The sequence below is a fragment of the Paenibacillus sp. H1-7 genome, from assembly GCF_022354825.1.
Taxonomy (GTDB): Bacteria; Bacillota; Bacilli; order Paenibacillales; family NBRC-103111; genus Paenibacillus_S.
The window spans coordinates 1,917,664-1,940,648 of record NZ_CP031168.1; the positions used below are offsets into that span (position 1 = coordinate 1,917,664).

Sequence of the window (22,985 nt, forward strand, 5' to 3'; positions counted from 1 at the left end):
AAATGAACAAGGATAAGCTGACATACGCTGGAAGCGGGATTAATATCGACGATACCGATGCCGTCAAGCAAACGATGGCCAAAAGCTTGGAGACCAACGACAGCAGAGTATTGAATTCGCTGGGGGCTTTCGCTTCCCTGTACGATTTTAAATTTCCCGAGTACGAGCACCCGGTGCTGGTTATGAAAACGGAGGAGCCGGGGTCGAAGCAAAAGCTGGCTTTTCAGCATGGCCGGATCCGCTCGATTTGCTACGATATGGTCAATCATTTGATCAATGACATTATCGTCATGGGGGCCAAGCCTTTGGCAGTGCAGGATGCGATTATTTGCGGGGCTGTGGACAAAGAGATCATCGGCGAAATCGTCGATGCCGTGTCGGCGGCTTGCAAGGAGCAGGATTGTGTGCTTACAGGCGGTGAGACATCCATTCAGCCAGGTGTTCTGGAAAAAGGCTCCTACATCCTCACGTCGAGCATCGTAGGCGTTGTCGATAAAGCCAGGATCATTGACGGCTCAGCCATACGCAAGGGAGATGCGGTGGTGGCTGTTGCCTCCAATGGAATTCATACGAACGGATATACTCTCGTCCGGGCCATTATGGACAAATATCCTGAAATAATGGATAAGCAGGTAGGAGAAGAGAGCTTCCTGGATGCCATTATGAAGCCGCATTTATGCTACTACAAGTCTATCCGGGATTTGTTCGGATCGGACGTTTTACACGGGATGGCCCATATTACCGGAGGGGGGATCGAGGGCAACTTAAACCGCATTATACCCGAGCAGCTGGACGCTTTTATCGATTTGTCCCGATTGGACATTTTGCCGATATTCAAGCTGCTTCATCAAGTAGGTGATGTCGATGAAAGAGAGATGCTGCGCACCTTTAATATGGGAGCGGGATTACTCCTCGTTATCGATCCGTCAGCTGTCGAAACGACTGTGGAGCATTTGGCAAAGCACGGACTGTCAAGCTATGTCATCGGGGAAATGGCAGAAGGGAATAGGCAGGTCGTGTTCCAAGGTCAGCTGCAGTGGGGGTAGGCAGGGCGAATAATTAACTATAGGCGTTCTCTCCAAACCAATCGCGGCGGAAGCATGATAATTTGGAATCATCAAGCTTAAGCGAGGAAACGATCTTGAAAGAAACAGCGGCCTCGTTACATGAATACATGAACGCTCTTGTGCATCTCGGCTATTTCAACGGGGCAGTGCTGGTTGCCCAAAATGACCGAGTCTCCATAATAGCCGCCGCCTATAGGGAGGGGATGCAAGATGACTAATCTGTCAGCAGAAGAAGCTTTGAAAAATGACGATTGTAATATCCGATAAGACTGCGGAAGTCGTCTATCTCATCGACCCAAACGGCATATCATTAGAAAAGTAAGGAGGGCACCTCACAAAGCACACCGATACAAGCGGTAAACAGATTGACGCGGAGCGGGCCTCATGATGTATAATGATTCAAACCTTTGCTGCAGGTTAGCATGGAGAGGAGTCATGGGATGGTCAGTGGGGGTACTTTGATTGCATTTGCGCTTGTCTCGCTCGGAATGGTGTGTTCTCCGGGTCCGAATATGATTTACCTGATTTCCCGGTCCATTACGCAAGGACGTACCGCCGGATTCATTTCGCTGCTTGGCGTTATTCTTGGATTCATCGTTTATATTTGTGCGACCATGCTGGGTCTTTCCGCGATTTTTCTCACGGTTCCGTACGTTTATGAAGCGATCAAATGGGCGGGCGCAGCCTATTTGCTTTGGCTCGCATGGAACGCGATCAAGCCGGGTGCAGCATCTCTGTGGACACCCCGCGAGCTGACCGCCGAGCCGGCGAAGAAGCTGTTTCTCATGGGCTTCATGACGAATTTGCTCAATCCGAAAATCGCTGTGCTTTATGTGTCGCTTCTGCCCCAGTTCGTCGATCCGGATCGGGGCTCGGTGTTAGGACAAAGCGCAATACTCGGTTTGACGCAAATTGTCGTCAGCTTTACCGTTAACTTGATTATTGTTCTAGTGGCAAGCAGAGTCGCCGCATGGTTCACCACGCGTCCGACCTGGCTTAAGGTTCAGCGCTGGCTGATGGCAGGGGTGCTGACCGGCCTTGCAGCCCGTCTTGCATTTGATCGCAGATAGAGGCGCGTCTGCAGGAGTGGGTACATAGCGGCGGAACGACGGTTTGGCTGGTAGCCGCCGGGAGCAAGTTGCCGCTATGTGTATTCCTGCGTGCTACTACCATTTGATTTGCCGGATTAGGCGAATGAGTTGTCCCCGTTCCTCCTCCTCGATAGGCCACGCCTCAATCTCCTCGACGATTCGCGTCAGGTTAACATATCCTTTTGCAACACCGTTTAAGCGAGCTGCCAACGTTGAATTCACCAGATCCTCATGGGACGGATAGAGGGTGGATAGCTTCCCGTAGGCGTCCGGGAAACGTTTCAAATAATATTTCTGATGCCTGTCCTCAGCTCTATAAAACCGCACAAAAGGAGCGACCTCCGTGTCAGGCCGGCCATTCCCCAGCTGCTCCCGATGCTGCAGGACATTCCGGATCACGCCCAACTGCATCTCATCGCGGTACAGCAGGATAGAACGGTACTGCCTGCCTTTGTAATCGTTAATATTTTGCGGATTATGGTTGTCCCAAAATACATTTACTATAGAATCCAATGACACAATCTCCGGGTCAAAATCCATTTCGACCGTCTCCGAATGGTCTCCCAGCTGATGGTAGGTCGGGTCGGCAGTCGTCCCTCCGGCATATCCGACGCGCGTTCTCACTATGCCAGCCATATGCCCGAACAACGCGTCCGGACTCCAAAAGCACCCCATTCCCAGCGTAACCGTTTGAATGTTCTCTTGATTCAATGAGGTCACCTCCGACATCCATCATACCATTTCAAGCCTGGTTTATGAAAAAAGTGGCGATATCGATGCGCAGGCAGGTAAAGACGAGCCTCCCGCCGATTAAGTCCTTGATGGATCAGGTGCAACGGGAGGTTTTCTTCATGGAATTTAAAGACGAGTCCCGCCGCTCGTATCAATCCATTGACCAGTCACCCAACGGCTGTCCGAAGAGGCAAGAAAGCCGGCGATATCCGCCACATCTTCCGGCTCTCACCATCGGTTGAAGGCTGAAAGATCGGCGGCATATTTTTACCCGTCAGGTTCCTGCAGCGTTGGAGCATTCATCTCGTTATTAATGAAGCCGGACAAAATAGCGTTCACCGTAATATTACGGGGACCAAGATGTTGAGCCAAGACACTTGTAAGTGTGTTCACCGCCCTTTTGTGAATGAACGTAAATAAAGCCTGCTGATCTCAATCAACAGGCTGAACGATAGAGTTTTCAGGCGAACCTCAGTACCCGGCTTGTCCTGCTATTTCTTAATGACAGGAATCCAAACCTCGCATTGGTAATCTACCGATGTCGTATCTCCGGAAGGGTATACCTCTATCTCAGGCAGTCCGGCATGCTCATAGCCCGTAGCAGGGAACCATTCCTGGAAAATTCGCTGAAACACGCTCTGGATGGATCCCGGAATCGGTCCGACGCATGGAAAGACCGCCCAGGTCGAAGCCGGGATGGTTCTCGTCTCAAAGCCATCTGCATGGACACCTGGCTTCATTTCGCCTGCGATCATATAAGTGATATCCTCCGTATCGGGCTTCATATCCAGACAGAGTCCGAGCAATGCCTCATTTGCCCCCATAGAGCTGATCTGGGCAAGCGTGCCGTTGATCGTACTGTCCGCCCAGAACTTCGGAATGAGACGGGAATGTTCATTATCCCGGCAAGTCATTGTAAGCGATCGGCCGGCGACGGTAAAGGCCTCTTTTTCTACAATACGATAATCCATGTCTTTATCTCCCTTCAAGGATAGATGAAAGGAAATGCGGGGAAACGCCTTCAGGCTGACACCCGGGCTTCGGGCCTCCGACGGTGAAATGCCATGGATTTTCCGAAACGCCTTGGAGAAGGACTCGGGAGAATCGTAGCCGTATTTCAGCGCGATATCCAGCACTTTGGAGGATGACATCGCCAATTCCTGGGCGGCCAATGTCAGCTTGCGTTTTCGCGTGTATTCCGCAACTGTCATCCCGGTCAGCATATGAAACATCCGTTGAAAATGAAACGGAGACGAGTGGGCCGCTTTGGCGATTTGCTCGATATCCAGCCGTTCCTCCATTTTGTTCTCCATAAGGTCAATAGCTTCTTTCATCCGGATAAGCCATTCCAACCGCATAACCTCCTTTCTTGTATTCATCGTAACATGGATGCAGCGGGTGAGCCTGTCATTGCGTGCTTTCTTGTAACAGGTTAACTATGTGCATCATTATACCCAATAACTTGTACGGAGAGATAGTCTAGGTTAGATAGTAGAAGATAGGCCCGAGCAATCCGATGATTAGGCCGGCTGCAAGAAGAACCTTTCTTTTCATGACGTTCTCCCGTATTTGTGACTCTATTTCGGCTGTGTTTTTTCGAATGTCCGCCTGCGTTTGACAACGGCTTGGAATTCGGTTTAACTTAGAAACAGCAAACTCTGGAGATTGGAGTTATTCTTATGTATCGTAATTTGGAAGAATGCATCGTCGATCTGGAAGCGAACGGTCATTTGGTCCGTATTCGTGAAGAAGTCGACCCTTATCTGGAAATGGCCGCGATTCATTTGCGGGTTTACGAGGCCGGCGGACCGGCGCTGCTGTTTGAAAATGTGAAAGGCTCGAAATTTCGGGCCGTCTCCAATTTGTTCGGCACGATAGAGCGCAGCAAATTTATATTCCGCGAAACGTGGGAAGCCGCGCAGAACGTCATCGCACTGCGCAACGATCCTATGAAAGCGTTGAAAAATCCGTTCAAGCATGTAGGAGCCGGGTTGACGGCATGGAACGCGCTGCCTATGAAAACCTCGGACAGCACACCGGTAGCTCTGCAAGAAATCAGCATCTCCGATTTACCGCTCATCCAGCATTGGCCGATGGACGGAGGAGCCTTCGTCACGCTGCCCCAGGTTTATTCGGAAGATCCGGACAAGCCCGGAATTATGAACTCCAACCTGGGCATGTACCGCGTCCAGCTGAACGGCAACGATTACGAGCTGAATAAAGAGGTCGGGATTCATTATCAAATCCACCGCGGGATCGGCATTCACCAGGACAAAGCGAACAAAAAGGGCATGCCGTTAAAAGTAAGCATCTTCATAGGCGGGCCCCCGTCCCATACGTTGTCGGCCGTCATGCCGCTGCCGGAAGGCTTAAGCGAGATGACCTTTGCCGGAATGCTGGCGGGACGCCGTTTCCGCTACAGCTATATCGACGGCTTTTGCATCAGCAACGATGCCGATTTCGTAATCACCGGCGAGATTCATACGAACGATACGAAGCCGGAAGGACCTTTTGGCGATCATCTGGGCTATTACAGTTTGACTCATCCTTTTCCGGTAATGAAAATTCATAAAGTGTACGCGAAGCCGAACGCCATCTGGCCGTTTACCGTCGTTGGCCGTCCGCCGCAGGAGGACACGTCCTTCGGCGAGCTTATCCACGAGCTGACGGGTGATGCGATCAAGCAGGAAATCCCAGGCGTTAAAGAAGTTCATGCCGTCGATGCCGCAGGCGTTCATCCGCTGCTGTTCGCCATTGGCAGCGAACGATACACGCCGTACCAGCAGGTGAAACAGCCGACCGAAATGCTGACGATTGCCAACCGGATATTGGGTACAGGCCAGCTGAGCCTGGCTAAATATTTGTTCATTACGGCGGAAGAGCATCGCCCGTTAACGACGCATGACGAAGTCGATTTTCTGACCTATATTTTGGAGCGGATTGATTTGCGCCGCGACATTCATTTTTATACGAATACGACCATCGATACGCTGGATTATTCGGGGACCGGGTTAAATAGCGGGAGCAAGGTCGTATTCGCGGCGTATGGCGACAAGAAGAGAGAGCTGTGCAAGCAGGTCCCTGATGAGCTGAAGGAAATCCGCGGCTATGAGAACGCCAGATTGGTCATGCCGGGCGTCGTGGCTATTCAAGGTCCTGAATTTGCAAGCTACGCGGAAGCGGATCAGGAAATGCAGAGCTTCTGTGAGGCTATCCGGGCCAAGGGACCGATCTCGTCCTGCCCGATGATCGTCCTGTGCGACAATAGCTCTTTTGTAAGTGCCAGCCTCAGCAATTTTCTGTGGGTTACATTCACACGCAGCAACCCGTCCCATGACATTTACGGGGTGAACAGCGGCTATGAATTCAAGCATTGGGCTTGCGATAATGTAATTATTGACGCTCGGACTAAACCGCATCAAGCACCGCCGTTAATACCGGATCCTGAGGTAGAGAAGAAGATTGAGCGTCTATTTGCCAAAGGGGCTAGTCTTGGAGAAGTGAAGCTGGGGTAAACAAGCCTAAGAGCATAACCAGCATACAAAGTGAGAAAAGCCATCGCTCGAGTGAGAACTCAGGCGATGGCTTTTTTGTACAGCCTTATAGGACTCGGGCCAAGTAATCGGCCAACTGGTCGAACGTCCCACCGAAGCCTTGCTTCATGGAGTCGAAGCCGGCTGCGTAAGTGCGGCGCTCTTCTTCTGTCGCATGAATAGGTTCTCCGCGCAGCGTGACCGTTGTTATGCCGTCGCTTTCGGAAAGCGTCAACGTGTACAATGTTTCGAGCGGCCAGGTTTCATGGCCTTCGAATGGGGCGCGAATCGTGTTGCCTTCCGGGTCCGAGAACGAGTTCACGTATACAATACGTTCCGGCGCTTCGATCTCGCGATAGACGAATTTGGCCCACATTTCAAAGCCGTCGGGCGATTTCATGCTGTAATGGAATATTCCGCCCGGACGAAGGTCCAATTGGGAGACTCCGAGATCAAAGCCAGTCGGTCCCCACCATTGCTTCAAATGCTCAGGCTCGGTCCATAATTGGAACACAAGCTCGCGGGGAGCGCGAAACTCACGCGTGATGACCAGTTCAGGCTTCTCCGCATCCGTAATAAAGTTCGTCGTCATTATTTACCCCTCCATATGATGGTAGTTAAAAATCATATTGTCAGCTTTGTCGATGGGCAGCTGGTAGAATCGGGTTGAGTCGCAACCATTCCGGCTTCCTAAGGTAAGAAGGCTTGGACTCTTATTGCCAATAACAGGTTAAGCTTAAGGGAAGAATGATGGGTACGTAAAAAGCTGCACCGGTTCCAAGCACCGTTAGAAATGCCTGATGTGTGGATCGGACCGTAGATCCGTTATTTCGGAAAAAATGCAGCAAACATAGCAGTCAGCGGACCACAGTTCCGCTATTTGACGAAAATCAGCCACACAAGGCGCAAAAATGACCGAATAACGGATGTGGTGTCCGATCGCATGCTCAAAACAGCCATTTTTGGCCAAATAAGGGCTGTGGTGTCCGATGCGTGCCAAACAGTGTTATTGCCCAATCGGCTGTGGTGTCCGATAGCATGCCCCCAATAGCCTTTTTCACCCAAGTAACCGACAGCAAGGGGGCGGGAGGCTGCCAGGCGCCGGGACCCCGATCAATAAACCATTTCATGAAGTACTGAGCAAGGAGCCTCGCTTTGCACATCCAACTATAGGGGGTCAGTTGCTCTCCCACCAAGACACGGCAAAACGCAGCCTATGCCCTGAATATACCTTAATCGGAATATTCCTGTCAAGGAATATTATCTGGATTGGGAAGGCCAACCGAAACGAAGCGGTTGGCCTGGCAGCCGACGCATGCTCAGCAAACGACGGAGAAGTAATGCGCAAAAAATGCATCGCGTTCTACCGATGAAGCAATGGTGCAGAGCCCATTCCCGTCTTCGCGGAAGCTCATCATTCCCCACCGGTCCACGTGAACCGTGTCTACTTCCACCAGTCCACGCCGGTATTCGCATAGCCCAGGCTCGAATAAACAAGCTGCGGCAAGCGGATCGTGAAACGTCATGTGATGACGCTCCAGCCAAGGCGTCCCGAAATCCTCCACGCATCTCATAAGCCGGGAACGGAATAGATCGGGGCGCTCGTCCTTTTGCAGCACGAGCTGAGTCGTCACATTAAGTCCGTAAGTGATGTGGATAGGGGCTTGGGTGTTATATACGATGGCACTGGCATGAGGATCGGCCCATGAATTCCAGTTGCCCATAGGCATATCGGCACTCGCTTCCAGCTCTTGAGAGAAAACGCCGCTCATCACATGCAATTCCTTCAACAGCATGGGGATTTCCGGATCGGTCAAAAACAATACGGCTACATTGGTAAGCTGACCTACAGCCAGAAGGGAGATCTCGTGCGGATGGTCACGAATCACTTTTCGCATGAAATCGACGGCTTGGTAACTGGGAAAAGAAGTCCCATGCTCCCAATTCGATAGTCTGCTAGCGCCGTCCGGAGTAGGATATACCGGGCTCGGAAGCAGCGGCTTGTCCGCCCCGGCCATAATAGGAATATGTCTGCCTGCCGCCCGGCAGATCGCATCGGCAACCATCGCTCTTCGTTCCGCTTCGCCGCTGACGGTAGTGATCCCCATCAATTCGCAGGAAGGGTGGCGAAGCAAATAAGCCAAGCATAGCGCATCGTCAATATCTCCGCCGATATCCGTGTCCAGCAGCACTTTTTTCGTTGTCCTCACGGCTCCTCCGATAGATCAGGCGTCTTGCTTCTGGAGCTTTGCCGGGTTGTTGATCTTATAAGGGACCGGATGCTTGGTTAGCTTTTTCGCTACAACCTTGGCTTCAAACGTCAAGATATCGCCGACCTCGAGCTCCAGCTTCTTGAGCGTGGCGCTGTAGCTGGACCAGGCTTCTCCCAGTGCGGTTTCCGGCTCTGTTATGGAAACCTCCTCATAAATGACGACCTCATCGTCCGTGTCGGAGAAATGGTTAGGCACTGTCGTAAACTCCTTGACGGTAGCGGTCATTTTGACCTTTTCCTCAGGGAGCTGAATTTTGGCCGCCTTTTCCTTCTTGGCTTTTGCCTTTGGGGGTTCGGCTGCCTGCGTTTCACCGTGGGTTCCTTCTTCAGCCTTAGCGACATCCTCGGCTGGTGTTTCCGCTTCAGCCGCTTGACTCGCCGGCGGCTCGGCAGCCGCTGTGTCCTGCTGCTCCTCTGCAACCGCGGAGGCTTCCGGTTCGGCAGGCTCCTCAGCCGCGGATATAAATCGCTGTCCGAAGCTTGACGCCTGCATCTCCTTCAAATAGGAGGGATGAATGCAGTGCTGCCGCTTGTCCTCGAACTCAATGACGGCGGTCATTTTGTCGACGTAGCCTACGATGCTGCAGACAACGTTCAGGCCGCTTCCTTTGTAGTAAAACGTCTTGGTTTTGGCCGCTTTCTCGGAAAGCAAGCCCCATTCTTTGCATTTGTCGATGAGCTCCGACTCGGATTCGAAAGCTGTATACGTTCCAGGTGCAATGACGAAAGCTTGTACCATATTTTCTCCGCCTTTCTGTTTATACAATATCATTTTATCATTTTTTTGATTGCAAGGCTGGTTGTTTACGGAAGGTCATTCCAGAAATAGAAAAACCGGCCCCGCCATGAGGAGCCGGCTTACTCACACCTACACCAACCAATCCATCCATGGAGGAAATCTCTTTTTCATAATGGTGTCCACTGGGAATAAACTGTCAGAGATACGTTATGCGAGAGTTTTGGTCATGATAATATCTATTTGTTCTTCATCACCCATATAGAAAGAGTGGGATCCTGTTGGAATAAACCCCATTTTGTTATAAAAGGCAATGGCATTCGCATTTTCTTCCCAGACCCCTAGCCAGATGCTCTCCTTATTCCGTTCTATCGCTAGCTCTATAGCTTTATTGATTAGATACTTACCGAGCCCTTGTTTGTGAAATGTGCTCCTTATATAGATCCTCTCGACTTCGAGCGAAGCATCTCCCATTTTTTCGGATTGAGCATCACCGGTGTTTACTTTTAAATATCCGGCCATTTCCTCATTAGAATAAATAAAATAGAATTCCGAAGACATATTCGATAGTTCTTTTTCTAATTGAGGTAAGTTAAATGCTCTCTCCAAGTAGGCTTTCATATGTTCAGGTGAATTTTGATGCTTAAATGTCTCATTAAATGTTGCAACACTAATTTCTTGGAGTATGCCCAGATCCTCAACCGTACACTTTTTAATATTTATAGTCATGTTATTTGTCTCCTTGTTACGTAATCAGTAGTTCCTCTTGTTTCCCTTTTTTACAAATTCCCAGTCTTTTTCTACATTTTTTCTGACTCTTTGCAGCAGGTTAAACAGGGTGTCCGCTTCATCTTCGGACAATCCGGATAGTGCGACCTTATTGGAATGATCGTTTTCCTTTTTTATAAAAGGGTAAACGGCCTTTCCTTTTTCCGTAGGAAGCAGTTTTCTAATTTTTTGGTTGTGGGGATCATCATTTTTCTCAATAAATCCGTTCAGCTCAAGCTTCTTTATAGCACGAGCAGCTGTTGTCCGGTCTACCTTAATCATCTCGGCTAACTTTTCTTGAATAATGCCCGGATTTTCACATATTCGCACGAGGTACAGGTATTGACCTTTCGTAAGGTCATATTGTTTAAATTCTATATTGCTTATGGAATCCAGTGACCTGGCGATCATTCCAACCTCACGTAAAACTTCCTTCATATTGTCAACTCCGCGAATATGGTATTTTTCAAGTGCGTAAGAAAAGAGTATCTTATTTTTGTTGTATTTGCAACAAAATTTCTGCCGAAGAGGAAGGTATATACGGGAAAAAACAACCCGCCGAAGGTCGACGGGTTGTTCATTGGCATAGGTTATGCGGTTTTAGAAGCGGTTGCCGGAAAACTGATTGCCGGAAAGCTGCTGCTCTGCGATTTGCACCAAGCGGCGGACCATATGACCACCAATGGCGCCGGTATCCCGGGTAGCCATATAGCCATAATATCCATCCTGCGGAATTTGAATGCCAAGCTCCTGTGCAACCTCATATTTCAACTGCTCCAATGCGCTCGACGCCTGTTGAACAACGATCTGATTGCTGCTTCTGGATTGACCACTAGCCATATTTTAACTTCCTTTCCTAATAGAGTAATTCTATGTTCCCCCAACTATTCCCTAATTATTCATAGCTATTATTCATGTTAAAATGGACATTAGGTGATGGTTATGTTTATCTCTCCCATGCGTATGGATGCCAGGGAAAAGCCCTTTTCCGATCAGGCCTATGTATTCGAGCCCAAAATCGACGGGCATAGATTGCTATTATCGAGAAACGGTGCAGAGACCCGGCTTTTCACAAGGGAACGGCGCGAATGCACGCGGCAATATCCCGAGCTGTTGAACGTTCCTGCGGACGGCGACATCGTATTGGACGGCGAAGTGAGCTGTATTGATGCGGAAACGGGAGCGGAGGCTGCCGGATTGGCCGAAGAGCGGCTGCTGCTTGCCGACTCTCGGAAGATTCATTCCTTTTCCTTGCAAAAACCGGCACAATATCATGTTTGGGACATTTTATTTTATAAAGGGAGAGATTTGCGGGGATTGCCTCTCGTAAGGCGCCGCGCGATTCTCGAGTCGGTGCTGCCCGAAAATGAGGCGTTTCGTCTCGTGCCGCAAACGGACGGCCATGGTGAAGCTTTATACCGTACCATTGTGGAGCGTCATATGGAAGGAATGGTAGCGAAGCGCAAAAGCAGTCCGTACGTTTCCAGATGGTCGCACGACTGGATTAAAATTATGAATTACCGTCATGAGGAAGTTGCTATAACGGGTTACCGTAAGGATGGCTTCGGCTGGCTTCTATCGAAGGAAGAGGAAGGCGTTTGCCGGCCGGCCGGCATGCTGGAGCAGGGCGTTCATTTAAAGCACAGAAAAGCATTCAAAAAGCTCAGCAAAGCGCTTGTATCCGGGGAAGACGAGCAGTTCGTCTACTTGAAGCCGCAAATTCAAGCCAAAGTGAAAAGCATAGGCTGGACGCGTCACGGACTATTGCGCAGCCCGGAATTAATTGAGCTGAAGCTGTAACACATGCTGCAATCAAGCGGACAAGCATTACGTAGAGTGGCTGCTTTTGCAGACTAATTTGACAAAGCTTCACGTTAAACCGACACCGACTCTTGCCTCAAGGCAAGGGTTTTCTTTTTGGGGCTAACCGTAGCCTGCCTAGTGAACATGATTTTGAATCGATGGGGGAATGGTAAAAAGAAAAACGACAGGAGCAGGAAGAGCATGGCGCGAATACATAAAAAGATGAAAGCCGCCGATTTCGTGAAGAAGTTTATTTTTATTTCCATCGGCGCTGTGATGATGGCGGTTGCCCTCGAAATTTTTCTCGTTCCGAACGAAATTATCGACGGCGGCATTACCGGGATATCCATCGTGTTATCGGCGCTGACCTCGCTGCCGCTGGGTCTGTATATTTTCTTCATCAACGTCCCGTTTCTGGTGATCGGCTACAAGCAAATCGGCAAAACCTTCGCTTTTTCCACCCTATACGCGATCGGGCTCATGTCGGTGGTCACCGCATTTTTGCATCATGTCGAGCCGTTTACGACGGAAAAGATTTTGGCGGTGCTGTTCGGCGGACTCATTCTCGGCGCGGGTATCGGACTGGTGCTCCGTTTCGGCGGCTCGCTGGACGGCTCCGAAATTGTCGCGATCTTACTATCCCAGCGGTTCCGCATGTCCGTCGGACAGATCATTATGTTTATCAATGTGTTTATTTTTATTATAGCCGGCTTCGTATTCGGATGGGATTCGGCGATGTATTCGATTTTTACATACTATATTGCATCGCGGGTTATGGATATCGTAGTGCAAGGGTTGGACGAATCCAAATCGGTCACCATCATTTCGAACGAATATCAAGAGATATCGGACGCCATCATTAGCCGTTTAGGGCGCAGCACGACCTATATTTATGCCAAGGGCGGTTACTCGCAGGAAGACACGCAAATGATCTATTGTGTAGTGACAAGGCTGGAGGTTTCGAAGCTCAAGTCGATCGTGCAGGAAATTGACGAACGGGCGTTTATTTCGATCCAGCAGGTTTCCGATGTACTGGGAGGCAACTTCGAGAAAAACAGCATTCATTGAGAAAGCCTTTAACTCATCTCTATCGATGCGCAGCAAAAAGCAAAAAGCAAAAAGCCGCACTCCATAGTAAGGATTGCGGCCCTGATTGAGTTAAGGCTTGAAGCCTCGGGATTGGCCCTTGGCTATGCTCAGCGTCTGCCAATGAGCGCTTCGGAGATGCTTCGCCAAGTATACCATTTGGCCGACATGGTAGCCGTAATGGGACACCTGACGCTGGATCGCTTGCAGCACCGTATGGGCTTCTCCGCGAATCGTCACGGTACGGAGCACATCGTCCGGCCCGAGGCCTTCCAAAGCGGCGAACAGCGCGCTCCAGCCTTCCTCCCATAACTGCAGCAGCTGTTCCCGATCCAACGCTCCCGATTCAAATTCGCCATCCCTGTCCCGGGTCGGCTTCTCTCCGTCGGAAGTAAGGAAATCGGTCCAGCGCGACAGCATATTGCCGTGCATATGCTTAATGATGATCTCCATGGAATTCGATTCAGGATCGGGCGCGGCTCGGAACTGCGAAGCTTCCAGCTGCTCCATGGCACGATCGGCGAGCTTTTTCATGCTGCGAAAGGTTTGAATGGTATCCTGCAGAAAGTAAGCGGCTACTGATGATGCTGATGTTTCCATAACGATCATCCTCCATTTCCTGGATCACTACCTTTCCAGAATAAAGGAAAAAAAGCCGCCTGTATATAAACCGGGACTATCAAAATAGATTGCAGCGCTTACAATTCGTCGTTCATGGTATAGTAATTGAGCATTACTGTGGTTATGCCTAGGACGATATAAACCACATAATCCGCAAAACCGGTCAAGAACGCGAAAGGGAAAATAATGAACCAGACCCCGGCCATTAGGGAAATCCAGTTCAGCCACGAACCCCAGCCTGATTTCTTCAGCATAAAGCCGAGGAAAGAAGCTACCGCTTGAATCGTTCCTCCAATGATGCTCGTAACAACCGCCCCTTCATGATTGAAATCAATCCAGAACGGAGCGAAAATAAACAAGAGACCAATCAACGCAGCCAGCAAATGACGAACCGCCATGATTACACCTCCCGAAAGAAATAGCTAAATGCAGATTATGCTATATGTATATGCAAACGGTTACAAAATGTTCGAATATTCTAAAAATTCAACTTTTATCTGTCCCGATAAACCGTCCTTTCATGAGTGAACAGCAGCACCCGGAAAACAGAAAAAAGCCCCGATGCATAATGGTCAAGACCCCAAATAGCGGACATTGAAAAAAGCCCTAGGCTGCATGCTGACGTCGGTACTCTATCGGCGTCAGCTTGTTTAGCTTTCTTTGCGCTCTTTCTTCGTTATAAAAATGAATGAATTCTTCTATTCGCCTTTGTGCTTCCTCGATGTTTCGGATATCATAAGGATAGAGGGCTTCCACTTTCAAATGTGAAAAGAAGCTCTCCATTGAGGCATTATCATAACAATTGCCTCGCCTGGACATGCTGATTTGGGCGCCAACCTTTGGCAGCATGTCGTGGTATGCATGAGACGTGTACTGGCTTCCCTGATCGCTGTGAACGATCAGTCCAGTCACGTCTTTATGCGTTTCAAATGCCTTCGTAAACGTCTCTAATACAAGAGGATTGTCATTACGGTTGCTCATATGGTAGGCTACAATTTCCCCATTCCAAAGGTCCTTGATTGCGGATAAGTAAATGCGATCATCAAATACTCGATATTGCGTCACATCCGTTACCCATTTTTGATTCGGTTCTGTCGCATTAAAATCTCTCTGCAGTAGATTCTCCGCGATCCTTCCATCAGATTTAGCTGCTTCACGCGTCGAACGATGAACATATTTGCGACGAATGATTGCCTGAATCTCTAAATCTCGCATAAGCCGTAGTACCTTCTTATGGTTCACACACAGGCTGTACTGTCGGTACAATTCGTCCTGTATCCGCCGATATCCAACCGTCTTCTTACGTTGATCATAAATAGCAAGAATCTTCTCCTTTAAATCAGCGTCAGGAGCTGCGTATTTGCGTTTCAAGTAGGCGTAGTAGCTGCTCCTAGCGACATTAAGCATGCTGCACAGCTCCACGACTGGATAATGCCCAGCGGCAGCTTCAATGATTCTATACTTTCCGTTCACACCCCCTGTTTCCAAATTTGCAAACACTTTTTTAGAACGTCATTCTCCCGTTTGAGCTTCGCTACATACCGATCTTGATCTAAGTACTCCTCACGACGTCCTCGTTGATCCAGGAGTCCAAACTCACCTAATTGCTTATACCTCCGCATCCACTTCTTGACCCGATCTTTGTCATGAATCTCTAAATGCTCCGTAATCTGCCGATACGACCACTTCTCCTCCATATGAAGGCGAATAGCTTCTTTCTTCAATTCCTCTGAATACGTTTTAAACTTCTGACCTCTTACTACCATAAAAAATACACCCCCTAGAATTCATCGGATTAACCTAGGGGTTTTTCCAATGTCTATTCTAAGGGGTGCACTTTATAAAGCATACGAGGCTGTCTGATACTATCCGTATTAGTTAGCGATGAATTCTTGTACCCACTCGCCGTTGTAGTAAGCAACGCCGATTTTGGTGTAGTTAGGGCTCATGATGTTTTGACGGTGCCCAGGGCTGTTCATCCAGGAGTTCATAACCTCTTGCGGACTGCGTTGACCTTTAGCAATGTTCTCGCCGGCATAAGAGTAGCTGATACCATAAGTCTTCATCATGTCGAACGGAGAACCGTAGGTCGGCGAATTATGATCAAAGTAGTTGTTATTGTACATGTCTTTTGCCTTATCAAGTGCCATATTGGACAAAGCTTTGTCTTCTGTCAGGGCACCCAGACCTGCTTTGGCGCGCTCTTGGTTTACCAGGTTGATGACCTCGGTAGCGAATGCGGATTGCTCGCTAGTGCCTTCGTTGACCGTACCGCTGCCTGTATTTCCCGTGCTGCCGCTGCCGGTATTGCCGCCGTTAGCGGATCCGTTGTCGACATTGCCGGTATCGCCGCCATTGTCAACGTTTCCGTTGTCGACGGTACCGCCGTTATCCTCGCTGCCGTTGTCAGCTGTGCCGCCATCGTCGACATTGCCTTGACCGGCGCCGTTACCAGGATTCACGGAAGGAATGCCGAAGTTGCAGTTCCAATCATTGTTGCCGCTGCCGTTGCCATTGCCGACAGGAATTTGAGTCCAATATCCACCGGCCCAAACGTTATTGCTGCCAGTAGGGATAGAATGCCACTGGCCTTGTTGTCCTTGCAGCAAAGAATTCAGGTCAATGCCGTATTGCTTGGTCAAGCTGGACAGCGTGCTATCGGAAATTGTATTTAACGGAGCCGCAGATGCAGCGCTCACGCCGATAATCGGGCTCAAAGCCAGTACACCTGTCAAAACAACTTTTTTGAAACGATTCAAAAAAATCCTCTCCTTTTCGCGGCCTACGAGGTTAGCTGACGGATTCGGGTCAAAGAGCAATCACCCTGCCGCAATAGGCGGCTTCACCCCATGGAATGGATCCCCCGTGCTTTCTATTAAGCTTCGGCCTTAATTTTGATAGTTTTGCTTCCGGTGTCCATGACCAATAATCCGGTACGGATCGTTCGGAGCCATTTCATTGTAGCATGGGCCAAGACGCATTTCATGGCACAAAGTCTTCCAGCGGCTCTATGAAACTTCAATAAATGGCCGTCATCTCTAGCCATTTTACATAGATAAGAGCATTCTGCAATTCTCGAAAAATAGCAGCCGCACACGCCGGATCCTGCTTAATCGAGATGCGCTGGGATATGTGTAAGGGAACCCTCTTTTGCCGCATCCATTGAACAAACCTGAACTCCGTGATAAAATTTGGATGTAAATCCGGTAAATGAGGACGTCCCGATATGAACAAAACGGAAGCGGAATTCAGCAATTTAGTGAAAGCGTTTCGAAAGCGTCATATGGGCAAAGGTCCGCGGGAAATCCGCACGACATTTTGCAAGTGCTGGGCTATTTGCGAGATGGAGGGGAACCTTTCGCCCGTTGAGAAGTTTATCGCCTCGGCAGCGGACGGAAAGCAGGTATTGCGTTCCGCGAGGACCGAGATGGTAAAGGAAATGTACAAGAACAACCCGCCGATAGAGATGGAGCAGCTGCTCGGCGCCCGTTTCCTGGAATTATATGTAGACATCGATTTGGAAAAAGATTTCGGCATGTCCATCTTCGTCTTCGATCAGGACATCGAAAGCAAGTTCGCCGCTCCGAAATATTTATGAGTCTGACAGGCTCATGAGCAATGACGATTATTCAAATAACCTGAGCATCATGTAGCATCCATCATAATGTGCCGTTGGCACTTGGCAGCGACCCTGCTTAAGACTAACCGCCGCAACAGACCTACCCTTTATTTTTTGCGATAAGAGGGCTTGTCTGCTGCGGCTTTTTATTTGAGTTCATAGGAGGATACAAGATGGGAACAACGAAGCACACCGGTCCGATCAAGCTGCCCAAACAGCCTGATCCGAAGCTGTGGGTGAGCAAAGCGCCTTTCGGCCTCGGGCGGGTGAAGCCGCACCATATCAAAGAAACGGCGAAGATCGCCTGGGAGAACCGCGATCAGCTGCCTTATGCTTACCGCATTCTGACGCAGGGCGTATGCGACGGCTGCGCTCTCGGCGTGTCCGGCCTGTACGACCGGACGCTGGAAGGGCCGCATCTATGCACGACGCGACTGAACGTGCTCCGGCTTAGCACGATGCCCGCGATCAAGCCAGAGGAGCTGCACCGGGACATCGACGAGCTGGCCCGGCTCGACAGCACGGCACTGCGCAAGCTCGGGCGCATCCCGTATCCGCTGATCCGGCGTCAAGGGGAGAGGCGCTTCTCCCGGCTGACTTGGGACGAAGCGCTGGAGATGATCGCGGCGAAGATCCGCTCGATCGACCCGAAGCAGCTGGCCTTCTATTTGACGGCGCGCGGGATTACGAACGAGAGCTACTATGCGGCGGCCAAAGTCGCCCGGCTCCTCGGCACGAACAACATCGACAACGCGTCGCGCATTTGCCATTCTCCTTCAAAGACGGCGCTGAAGCGGTCCGTAGGCATAGGCGCCTCCAGCTGCAACTACAAGGACTGGATCGGCACCGACGTGCTCGTGTTTTGGGGCAGCGTAGCCGCCAACAACCAGCCGGTTTCGACCAAATATATGTACGCGGCCAAGCGGAAAGGGACGAAAATTATCGTCATCAATCCGTACTATGAGCCGTCGATGGAGCAGTATTGGATTCCTTCCATTCCGGAATCCGCTTTATTCGGAACGAGGCTCGCCGACGACTTTTACCAGGTGAACATAGGCGGCGACATTGCGTTCATGAACGGCGTCATGAAGCATTGGTTCGAGATGGAGATGGAAGCCCCCGGCAGCGCCATCGACCGCGCGTTCGTGAATGAGCACACGAACGGCTATACCGCCTTGAGAGAGCATGTCATGAAGCAGCGATGGGAGCAGCTCGAGCGCTCCTCGGGGCTCAGCCAGGAACGGATGCTGGAGTTTGCCCGCCTGCTTGCGAAGGCGAAATCCGCCGTCTTCGTCTGGAGCATGGGGCTGACCCAGCACCGGTTCGGCACGGACAACATCTCGCAGGTAGCCAATCTGGCGCTGCTGCGGGGATTTCTCGGCCGCGAGCATTGCGGCCTCATGCCGATTCGCGGCCATAGCGGCGTCCAGGGCTCCGGCGAGATGGGGGCCGACCCGTTCAGCCTGCCGGGCGGCGATTACAAGGCGGCGGACCGGAGCCGCATCGAGAAGCTGTGGGGCTTCGAGCTGCCGGCATGGCAGGGCGACATCGTCGGCGTCTCGCTGGAGAATGCGCTGCTGCCGCAGGATCACGAGCGGAAGCTGAAGCTGTTCTACACGTCCGGCGGCAACTTTCTCGAGACGATGCCGGACCCGGCCTTCGTACAGCGCTGTCTGCAGAGCGTCGATATCCGGGTGCATCAGGATATCGTGCTGAATACGTCGACGTTGGCCGACGCGCGCGAAGCGGTCCTGGTGCTGCCGGCGATGACCCGGTACGAGCAGCCGGGCGGGGGCACGTCGACGTCGACGGAGCGGATGGTCTACTTCTCGCCCGAAATCAAAGGTCCGAGAATCGGGGAAGCGCGGGCGGAGTGGGCGATCTATGCGGAGCTGGCGGTCCGCGTCGATCCGCAGAACAAGCGGCGCATCGGATTCGGCGATGCGCAGGGCATCCGCCGCGAAATTGCTCAGGCCGTCCCGTATTACGACGGCGTTCAGCATTTGGCGGAACGCGGCGATGTGTTCCAATGGGGCGGAGCGTGGCTGTGCGAGGGCGGCGTCTGTCCGACGCCCGACGGACGCGGACAGCTCATCCCGATCGAGCTGCCCGAGCTGCGCAAGCCGGAAGGGCACTTCATGGTAACGACGCGCCGCGGCAAGCAGTTCAACTCGATGATCTACAGCGATATCGATCCGTTCAACAATGCGGACCGGTACGATGTGCTGATCAACGGCGAGGACGCGGCCAGTCTCGGGCTGCGGGAAGGGGACGCCGTTGTCGTCTATAACCGGTACGGCTTGCTGCACGGGCGCGCCAAGCCGGCGGCAATTCGCCGCGGCAATATCGGCGTTCACTGGCCGGAGGGCAACAGCCTGATTCCGAAAGGCGTATATGAGCCGCATGCGGGCATACCCGAATATAACATTGCCGCTGTGGTGGAAAAGGCGGAAACCTATCACGCCTTCAAGGATACGAAGTATGTCGAGAAGCGGATCGCCGAGCTTGAGACGGAAATGGAGTGATGGGCATGGAACGTCCGGTAACGTCACGTTGGCCAATATTGAAGTATGAGTCGGGGCGGCTGCAGGAGAAGGAGGATGAGGTCGCGGACGAGTTTCCGCTTACGATCCGGGTCGACGGGGAAGAATTCGCGACGATCGTCTGCTCTCCGTCGGATTTGGAGGACATGATCATCGGATTTCTGGCTTCCGAAGGAATGATCCGTACCATGGAGGATATCGCCAAGCTGTCGCTGGACGAGGCTCGCGGCTTTGCCGATGTGCAGCTGGCCGCCGCGCAAAATACCGGCAAAGACTGGTACAATAAACGGTTTATCGGCTCCTGCTGCGGCAAGAGCCGCCAGTTTTATTTTCATAATGATGCCCGTACGGCCAAAACGGTTATGTCCCGGACAACGATTACGCCGGAGCAATGCCTTGCGCTCATGCGCGGGCTACAGCACGCTTCATCGGACTTCCGCAACACGGGCGGCGTTCATAACGCCGCCTTGTGCACGACGGAGGAGCTGCTGACAGCCCGAACGGATATCGGCAGGCACAATGCCCTCGATAAGCTGTACGGCCACTGCTTGCGGCACCGTATTCCGCTGAAGGGAAAAGTGCTTGTATTCAGCGGGAGAGTGTCGTCCGAGGTGCTGCTGAAGACGGCCAAGATCGGCGTGGGGATCCTGCTCTCCAAGTCGGCGCCGACGCAGCTGGCGCTGCAGCTTGCCTCGGATCTGGGCATTACGGTCATCGGCTTTATCCGCGGCGATTCCTTCAATGTGTATACGCATCCTGAACGACTGTCTACGGTTTGACCTTGCCTACGATCTTCTCGAAAGGGATTGGACCCAGGTCGCGGCTGTCAAGACTGTTGGAGCGGTTATCGCCGAGGACGAAAACCGTCTTCTCGGGTACGGTTCGTTCGTTCATATTGCGGTGGTTGTAAGCTTCGCCCCGGCTGGCGGCTTCCTCCACCGCTTTTTGTATGTATGGCTCTTTTAACGGCCGCCCGTTGACGTATACTTGATCGCCTTCTACTTTGACGGTTTCTCCAGGCAGTGCGATCACTCTTTTCAAGTAGTACTGGTTCTCGTTTACTTGTACGATGACGATATCTCCGCGCTGGAACGAATGATCCTGATAATAGGTCGTATCGACGGCGAGCCGGTCTTTTGCATGATAGGTAGGCTCCATGGACGGCCCCTCTACAATAAACGGCTTGTTATACTGCGCGTAGACCGACGATAACGATACTAGCAGCGCTAAAAATAGTTTCAATAAAAGCCCTCCTTTGTCCTTTGTATAAGATTTACTTCATAAAGACGCGCAGAGAATGAGGGCTACATCCCGGATGCTTTGACCATCTCTGCAAACACGGTAAAAGCCTTGCTCGTAAACCGGTCGTTGCGGCGGACGAGGCTCGTCTTCGTATAACGGAACGGCTCGGGTACAGGGTACACCCCGATCGTTCCGTCATCTCCGTTTAGCACGGAAGCAGGTAGCAGCGTGGAGGCCAGCCCGGCGCGAACACAGCTGAGAAGCGTCTCCAAGGAGCTGATCTCGATAATATTGTCGAGGGCGAGCCCTATGCTCCGCAGCCATTGCTCCAGGATGGCGCGAAACGGGCAGCCTTTGGGGGAAACGGCCCATTTCAAAGCCGCTAGGTCCGGGTACTCATCGCCGGTGAGCGGCGTCAACAATCTCAGCTCGTCGCGGGTCGCATGCTCGCACAGCAGCTTGGCGGGCGGATAATCTCCCGTCACGAACGCGCCGTCCAGTTTATGGCTCAGTACCATATCCAGCAGATCGCCGGAGGGTCCTGTCAGCAGCGTCAGCGATACTTCCGGATGCCGGGATTGAAAGGAGGACAACGCTCTCATTAGGCTGCCGCAATTCAAGGTGTCAACGACGCCGATGCAGAGAGGACCGCTCGGGTAGGGCGTATCCTGAACCGCTCTTACGGCCTCGTCCGACATTTGCACGATGGAGGCTGCGTATTCGCGAAATACGACCCCTTTGTCCGTCAGCGACACGCCTTTGGGATGTCTGTGAAACAACGGAACGCCAAGCTCCGATTCCAGCTTCCGGATTCGTGCCGTCACATTCGATTGCACGTAATCCATCCGCTGCGCCGCACCGCTAATATTGCCTTCCTCCGCCACGGTCAGAAACACTTTGAGGTCCGTCAATTCCATGCTTCCGCCCTCCCTTTGGTATCAAAAAAAATGATGGATCTATGAATATGTATCATTATACTACACGCCGATAATCCGTTACACTGGATTTCAAGCAAATTTTTACAGGGCTGAAACGAAGCTTGGAGAGGAGCGGAATCGCGGATATGAACAAATATTGGTGGTTTTTATTGTTGGCCGGGGCTTTCGAGGTAGTCTGGGTGGCGGGCTTGAAGCATTCTTCGGCATGGTGGCAGTGGCTTATCACCTTCGCTTGCATACTGTTCAGCTTCAAGGTGCTGCTGGACGCAGCGGCTCGCCTGCCCTTAGGTACGGTGTACTCGGTATTCACCGGAGTCGGTACGGCGGGCACGGTCATTACGGAAATTGTGATGTTCGGGGAACCGGTTGACCCGCTCAAGCTGCTTTTTATTGCTACATTGGCAGCCGGCATCATCGGGTTGAAGCTAGTCACAGAAACGGCGGCTCCAGACTCCAAGGAGGGGAATGTCTAATGGCTTGGATTATCCTTATTTCGGCCGGACTGTGCGAAGTAGCTGGAGTTATCGCCATGAAGCGGGTTACGGTTCGCCGTGACGGGTCCTCCTATTTGCTTATGGCGTTAGCTTACATAGCCAGCTTTTCGCTGCTGACGCTTGCTATGACCGATATTTCCATGGGAACCTCCTATGCGATTTGGACCGGAATCGGCTCGGTAGGAAGTGCGGCGGCAGGGATGATTGCCTTCGGGGAGGCGAAGGATTACCGGCGTATTGCATGTATGGCTCTTATTCTTGTATCCGTCATTGGATTGAAATGGATTTCGTGATCAAGCGCTGACGGACATCCCGATAAGAATGAACGGCTTGATCATTGAATACATATACACTAGTGCGATACATATTTTTGCAGCTTGGGTAAGACATTGTGGAACCGCTTCAAGTGCAGCTCCACCAAATCATTGTAACGAGGTGAA

General features: G+C 51.4%; 25 protein-coding genes, 1 pseudogene and 1 riboswitch. Of the genes and pseudogenes, 10 read left to right on the forward strand and 16 right to left on the reverse strand.

What is annotated here, in order from left to right; genetic code table 11:
- Positions 1-2: 2 nt before the first annotated feature.
- Both purM and DVH26_RS08715 read left to right on the forward strand, forming a co-directional pair.
- On the forward strand, positions 3-1,046 hold the full coding sequence (gene purM, locus DVH26_RS08710; protein WP_239633260.1) for a phosphoribosylformylglycinamidine cyclo-ligase: 1,044 nt from the start codon (positions 3-5) through the stop codon (positions 1,044-1,046).
- Between the two features lie 461 nt (positions 1,047-1,507).
- Positions 1,508-2,137: a LysE family translocator gene (locus DVH26_RS08715; RefSeq protein ID WP_239633262.1), complete on the forward strand. Its 630-nt coding sequence runs from the start codon at positions 1,508-1,510 to the stop codon at positions 2,135-2,137.
- A gap of 96 nt (positions 2,138-2,233) precedes the next feature.
- Here the strand turns inward: DVH26_RS08715 and DVH26_RS08720 are convergent, their stop codons facing one another.
- The 3 genes and pseudogenes from DVH26_RS08720 to DVH26_RS08730 all read right to left on the reverse strand — a co-directional run bounded on the left by DVH26_RS08720 (position 2,234) and on the right by DVH26_RS08730 (position 4,248).
- Positions 2,234-2,878, reverse strand: a complete 645-nt coding sequence (locus DVH26_RS08720; protein WP_345774045.1) for a peptide-methionine (S)-S-oxide reductase — start codon at positions 2,876-2,878, stop codon at positions 2,234-2,236.
- A 138-nt stretch (positions 2,879-3,016) separates the two neighbouring features.
- Positions 3,017-3,298: pseudogene (locus DVH26_RS08725) on the reverse strand (SDR family oxidoreductase); the annotation flags it as partial.
- 83 nt (positions 3,299-3,381) lie between these two features.
- Positions 3,382-4,248: an AraC family transcriptional regulator gene (locus DVH26_RS08730; protein WP_239633266.1), complete on the reverse strand. Its 867-nt coding sequence runs from the start codon at positions 4,246-4,248 to the stop codon at positions 3,382-3,384.
- Between the two features lie 321 nt (positions 4,249-4,569).
- Here DVH26_RS08730 and DVH26_RS08735 point away from each other — a divergent pair, with 321 nt between their 5' ends.
- Complete coding sequence (locus DVH26_RS08735) at positions 4,570-6,405, forward strand: UbiD family decarboxylase (RefSeq protein ID WP_239633268.1); 1,836 nt, start codon at positions 4,570-4,572, stop codon at positions 6,403-6,405.
- 85 nt (positions 6,406-6,490) lie between these two features.
- Here DVH26_RS08735 and DVH26_RS08740 read toward each other — a convergent pair whose 3' ends face one another.
- The 6 genes from DVH26_RS08740 to DVH26_RS08765 all read right to left on the reverse strand — a co-directional run bounded on the left by DVH26_RS08740 (position 6,491) and on the right by DVH26_RS08765 (position 11,039).
- Positions 6,491-7,015, reverse strand: coding sequence for an SRPBCC family protein (locus DVH26_RS08740; protein ID WP_239633271.1), 525 nt, complete (start codon positions 7,013-7,015; stop codon positions 6,491-6,493).
- 727 nt (positions 7,016-7,742) lie between these two features.
- Positions 7,743-8,633, reverse strand: a complete 891-nt coding sequence (locus tag DVH26_RS08745; RefSeq protein WP_239633273.1) for a nucleoside hydrolase — start codon at positions 8,631-8,633, stop codon at positions 7,743-7,745.
- A 15-nt stretch (positions 8,634-8,648) separates the two neighbouring features.
- On the reverse strand, positions 8,649-9,434 hold the full coding sequence (locus tag DVH26_RS08750) for a hypothetical protein (RefSeq protein ID WP_239633282.1): 786 nt from the start codon (positions 9,432-9,434) through the stop codon (positions 8,649-8,651).
- 207 nt (positions 9,435-9,641) lie between these two features.
- Positions 9,642-10,160 carry a spermidine/spermine N(1)-acetyltransferase gene (paiA, locus tag DVH26_RS08755; RefSeq protein ID WP_239633284.1) on the reverse strand — a complete coding sequence of 173 codons (519 nt, stop codon included), beginning with the start codon at positions 10,158-10,160 and terminating at the stop codon, positions 9,642-9,644.
- A gap of 24 nt (positions 10,161-10,184) precedes the next feature.
- On the reverse strand, positions 10,185-10,637 hold the full coding sequence (locus tag DVH26_RS08760) for a MarR family winged helix-turn-helix transcriptional regulator (RefSeq protein ID WP_239633287.1): 453 nt from the start codon (positions 10,635-10,637) through the stop codon (positions 10,185-10,187).
- A 162-nt stretch (positions 10,638-10,799) separates the two neighbouring features.
- Entirely contained in the window at positions 10,800-11,039 is a 240-nt protein-coding gene (locus DVH26_RS08765) for an alpha/beta-type small acid-soluble spore protein (protein WP_239633289.1), read from the reverse strand.
- Positions 11,040-11,141: 102 nt separating this feature from the next.
- Here DVH26_RS08765 and DVH26_RS08770 point away from each other — a divergent pair, with 102 nt between their 5' ends.
- Positions 11,142-11,999 (forward strand): ATP-dependent DNA ligase, encoded by an 858-nt coding sequence (locus DVH26_RS08770; RefSeq protein WP_239633291.1) that lies wholly within the window; start codon positions 11,142-11,144, stop codon positions 11,997-11,999.
- Between the two features lie 204 nt (positions 12,000-12,203).
- A complete protein-coding gene (locus DVH26_RS08775; protein WP_239633293.1) occupies positions 12,204-13,070 on the forward strand; it encodes a YitT family protein in 867 nt (288 codons plus the stop codon).
- Between the two features lie 90 nt (positions 13,071-13,160).
- Here the strand turns inward: DVH26_RS08775 and DVH26_RS08780 are convergent, their stop codons facing one another.
- From DVH26_RS08780 to DVH26_RS08800, 5 genes are all read right to left on the reverse strand, one after another.
- A complete protein-coding gene (locus DVH26_RS08780) occupies positions 13,161-13,688 on the reverse strand; it encodes a DUF1572 family protein (protein WP_239633295.1) in 528 nt (175 codons plus the stop codon).
- Between the two features lie 98 nt (positions 13,689-13,786).
- Entirely contained in the window at positions 13,787-14,107 is a 321-nt protein-coding gene (locus DVH26_RS08785) for an SPW repeat domain-containing protein (protein WP_239633298.1), read from the reverse strand.
- Between the two features lie 208 nt (positions 14,108-14,315).
- Positions 14,316-15,182 (reverse strand): IS3 family transposase, encoded by an 867-nt coding sequence (locus tag DVH26_RS08790; RefSeq protein ID WP_239625072.1) that lies wholly within the window; start codon positions 15,180-15,182, stop codon positions 14,316-14,318.
- On the reverse strand, positions 15,179-15,475 hold the full coding sequence (locus DVH26_RS08795; protein ID WP_239625074.1) for a helix-turn-helix domain-containing protein: 297 nt from the start codon (positions 15,473-15,475) through the stop codon (positions 15,179-15,181). The genes DVH26_RS08790 and DVH26_RS08795 overlap by 4 nt, the downstream gene beginning before the upstream one ends.
- A 108-nt stretch (positions 15,476-15,583) precedes the next feature.
- Positions 15,584-16,468, reverse strand: coding sequence for a CAP domain-containing protein (locus tag DVH26_RS08800; RefSeq protein ID WP_239633299.1), 885 nt, complete (start codon positions 16,466-16,468; stop codon positions 15,584-15,586).
- Between the two features lie 5 nt (positions 16,469-16,473).
- A riboswitch (cyclic di-AMP (ydaO/yuaA leader) is annotated at positions 16,474-16,607 on the reverse strand.
- A gap of 328 nt (positions 16,608-16,935) precedes the next feature.
- Between DVH26_RS08800 and DVH26_RS08805 the strand changes: the two genes are divergently transcribed.
- The 3 genes from DVH26_RS08805 to fdhD all read left to right on the forward strand — a co-directional run bounded on the left by DVH26_RS08805 (position 16,936) and on the right by fdhD (position 20,650).
- Positions 16,936-17,307 (forward strand): Na-translocating system protein MpsC family protein, encoded by a 372-nt coding sequence (locus DVH26_RS08805; RefSeq protein ID WP_239633301.1) that lies wholly within the window; start codon positions 16,936-16,938, stop codon positions 17,305-17,307.
- Between the two features lie 194 nt (positions 17,308-17,501).
- Positions 17,502-19,853, forward strand: coding sequence for an FdhF/YdeP family oxidoreductase (locus DVH26_RS08810; protein ID WP_239633303.1), 2,352 nt, complete (start codon positions 17,502-17,504; stop codon positions 19,851-19,853).
- 5 nt (positions 19,854-19,858) lie between these two features.
- Positions 19,859-20,650 (forward strand): formate dehydrogenase accessory sulfurtransferase FdhD, encoded by a 792-nt coding sequence (gene fdhD / locus DVH26_RS08815; protein ID WP_239633305.1) that lies wholly within the window; start codon positions 19,859-19,861, stop codon positions 20,648-20,650.
- On the opposite strand, the gene lepB is transcribed toward fdhD, so the two are convergent.
- Together lepB and DVH26_RS08825 are read right to left on the reverse strand one after the other, a co-directional pair.
- The gene (gene lepB / locus DVH26_RS08820) at positions 20,640-21,113 is read right to left on the reverse strand and encodes a signal peptidase I (protein ID WP_239633307.1); all 474 of its coding nucleotides are present in this window, start codon (positions 21,111-21,113) and stop codon (positions 20,640-20,642) included. The two genes, fdhD and lepB, sit on opposite strands and share 11 nt — an antisense overlap.
- 62 nt (positions 21,114-21,175) lie before the next feature.
- Positions 21,176-22,030 carry a LysR family transcriptional regulator gene (locus DVH26_RS08825; protein ID WP_239633309.1) on the reverse strand — a complete coding sequence of 285 codons (855 nt, stop codon included), beginning with the start codon at positions 22,028-22,030 and terminating at the stop codon, positions 21,176-21,178.
- Between the two features lie 146 nt (positions 22,031-22,176).
- Between DVH26_RS08825 and DVH26_RS08830 the strand changes: the two genes are divergently transcribed.
- Positions 22,177-22,524: a DMT family transporter gene (locus tag DVH26_RS08830; RefSeq protein WP_239633311.1), complete on the forward strand. Its 348-nt coding sequence runs from the start codon at positions 22,177-22,179 to the stop codon at positions 22,522-22,524.
- Positions 22,524-22,838 carry a DMT family transporter gene (locus tag DVH26_RS08835; RefSeq protein WP_239633313.1) on the forward strand — a complete coding sequence of 105 codons (315 nt, stop codon included), beginning with the start codon at positions 22,524-22,526 and terminating at the stop codon, positions 22,836-22,838. The genes DVH26_RS08830 and DVH26_RS08835 overlap by 1 nt, the downstream gene beginning before the upstream one ends.
- The last annotated feature ends 147 nt before the right edge of the window (positions 22,839-22,985 follow it).

Bases quoted from the DNA above. Each gene is read 5' to 3' on its own strand.
- purM (WP_239633260.1), top strand. From the start codon at position 3: ATGAACAAGGATAAGCTGACATACGCTGGAAGCGGGATTAATATCGAC.
- DVH26_RS08715 (WP_239633262.1), top strand. From the start codon at position 1,508: ATGGTCAGTGGGGGTACTTTGATTGCATTTGCGCTTGTCTCGCTCGGA.
- DVH26_RS08730 (WP_239633266.1), bottom strand. From the start codon at position 4,248: ATGCGGTTGGAATGGCTTATCCGGATGAAAGAAGCTATTGACCTTATG.
- DVH26_RS08735 (WP_239633268.1), top strand. From the start codon at position 4,570: ATGTATCGTAATTTGGAAGAATGCATCGTCGATCTGGAAGCGAACGGT.
- DVH26_RS08740 (WP_239633271.1), bottom strand. From the start codon at position 7,015: ATGACGACGAACTTTATTACGGATGCGGAGAAGCCTGAACTGGTCATC.
- DVH26_RS08750 (WP_239633282.1), bottom strand. From the start codon at position 9,434: ATGGTACAAGCTTTCGTCATTGCACCTGGAACGTATACAGCTTTCGAA.
- paiA (WP_239633284.1), bottom strand. From the start codon at position 10,160: ATGACTATAAATATTAAAAAGTGTACGGTTGAGGATCTGGGCATACTC.
- DVH26_RS08760 (WP_239633287.1), bottom strand. From the start codon at position 10,637: ATGAAGGAAGTTTTACGTGAGGTTGGAATGATCGCCAGGTCACTGGAT.
- DVH26_RS08765 (WP_239633289.1), bottom strand. From the start codon at position 11,039: ATGGCTAGTGGTCAATCCAGAAGCAGCAATCAGATCGTTGTTCAACAG.
- DVH26_RS08770 (WP_239633291.1), top strand. From the start codon at position 11,142: ATGTTTATCTCTCCCATGCGTATGGATGCCAGGGAAAAGCCCTTTTCC.
- DVH26_RS08775 (WP_239633293.1), top strand. From the start codon at position 12,204: ATGGCGCGAATACATAAAAAGATGAAAGCCGCCGATTTCGTGAAGAAG.
- DVH26_RS08780 (WP_239633295.1), bottom strand. From the start codon at position 13,688: ATGGAAACATCAGCATCATCAGTAGCCGCTTACTTTCTGCAGGATACC.
- DVH26_RS08785 (WP_239633298.1), bottom strand. From the start codon at position 14,107: ATGGCGGTTCGTCATTTGCTGGCTGCGTTGATTGGTCTCTTGTTTATT.
- DVH26_RS08795 (WP_239625074.1), bottom strand. From the start codon at position 15,475: ATGGTAGTAAGAGGTCAGAAGTTTAAAACGTATTCAGAGGAATTGAAG.
- DVH26_RS08805 (WP_239633301.1), top strand. From the start codon at position 16,936: ATGAACAAAACGGAAGCGGAATTCAGCAATTTAGTGAAAGCGTTTCGA.
- DVH26_RS08810 (WP_239633303.1), top strand. From the start codon at position 17,502: ATGGGAACAACGAAGCACACCGGTCCGATCAAGCTGCCCAAACAGCCT.
- fdhD (WP_239633305.1), top strand. From the start codon at position 19,859: ATGGAACGTCCGGTAACGTCACGTTGGCCAATATTGAAGTATGAGTCG.
- DVH26_RS08825 (WP_239633309.1), bottom strand. From the start codon at position 22,030: ATGGAATTGACGGACCTCAAAGTGTTTCTGACCGTGGCGGAGGAAGGC.
- DVH26_RS08830 (WP_239633311.1), top strand. From the start codon at position 22,177: ATGAACAAATATTGGTGGTTTTTATTGTTGGCCGGGGCTTTCGAGGTA.
- DVH26_RS08835 (WP_239633313.1), top strand. From the start codon at position 22,524: ATGGCTTGGATTATCCTTATTTCGGCCGGACTGTGCGAAGTAGCTGGA.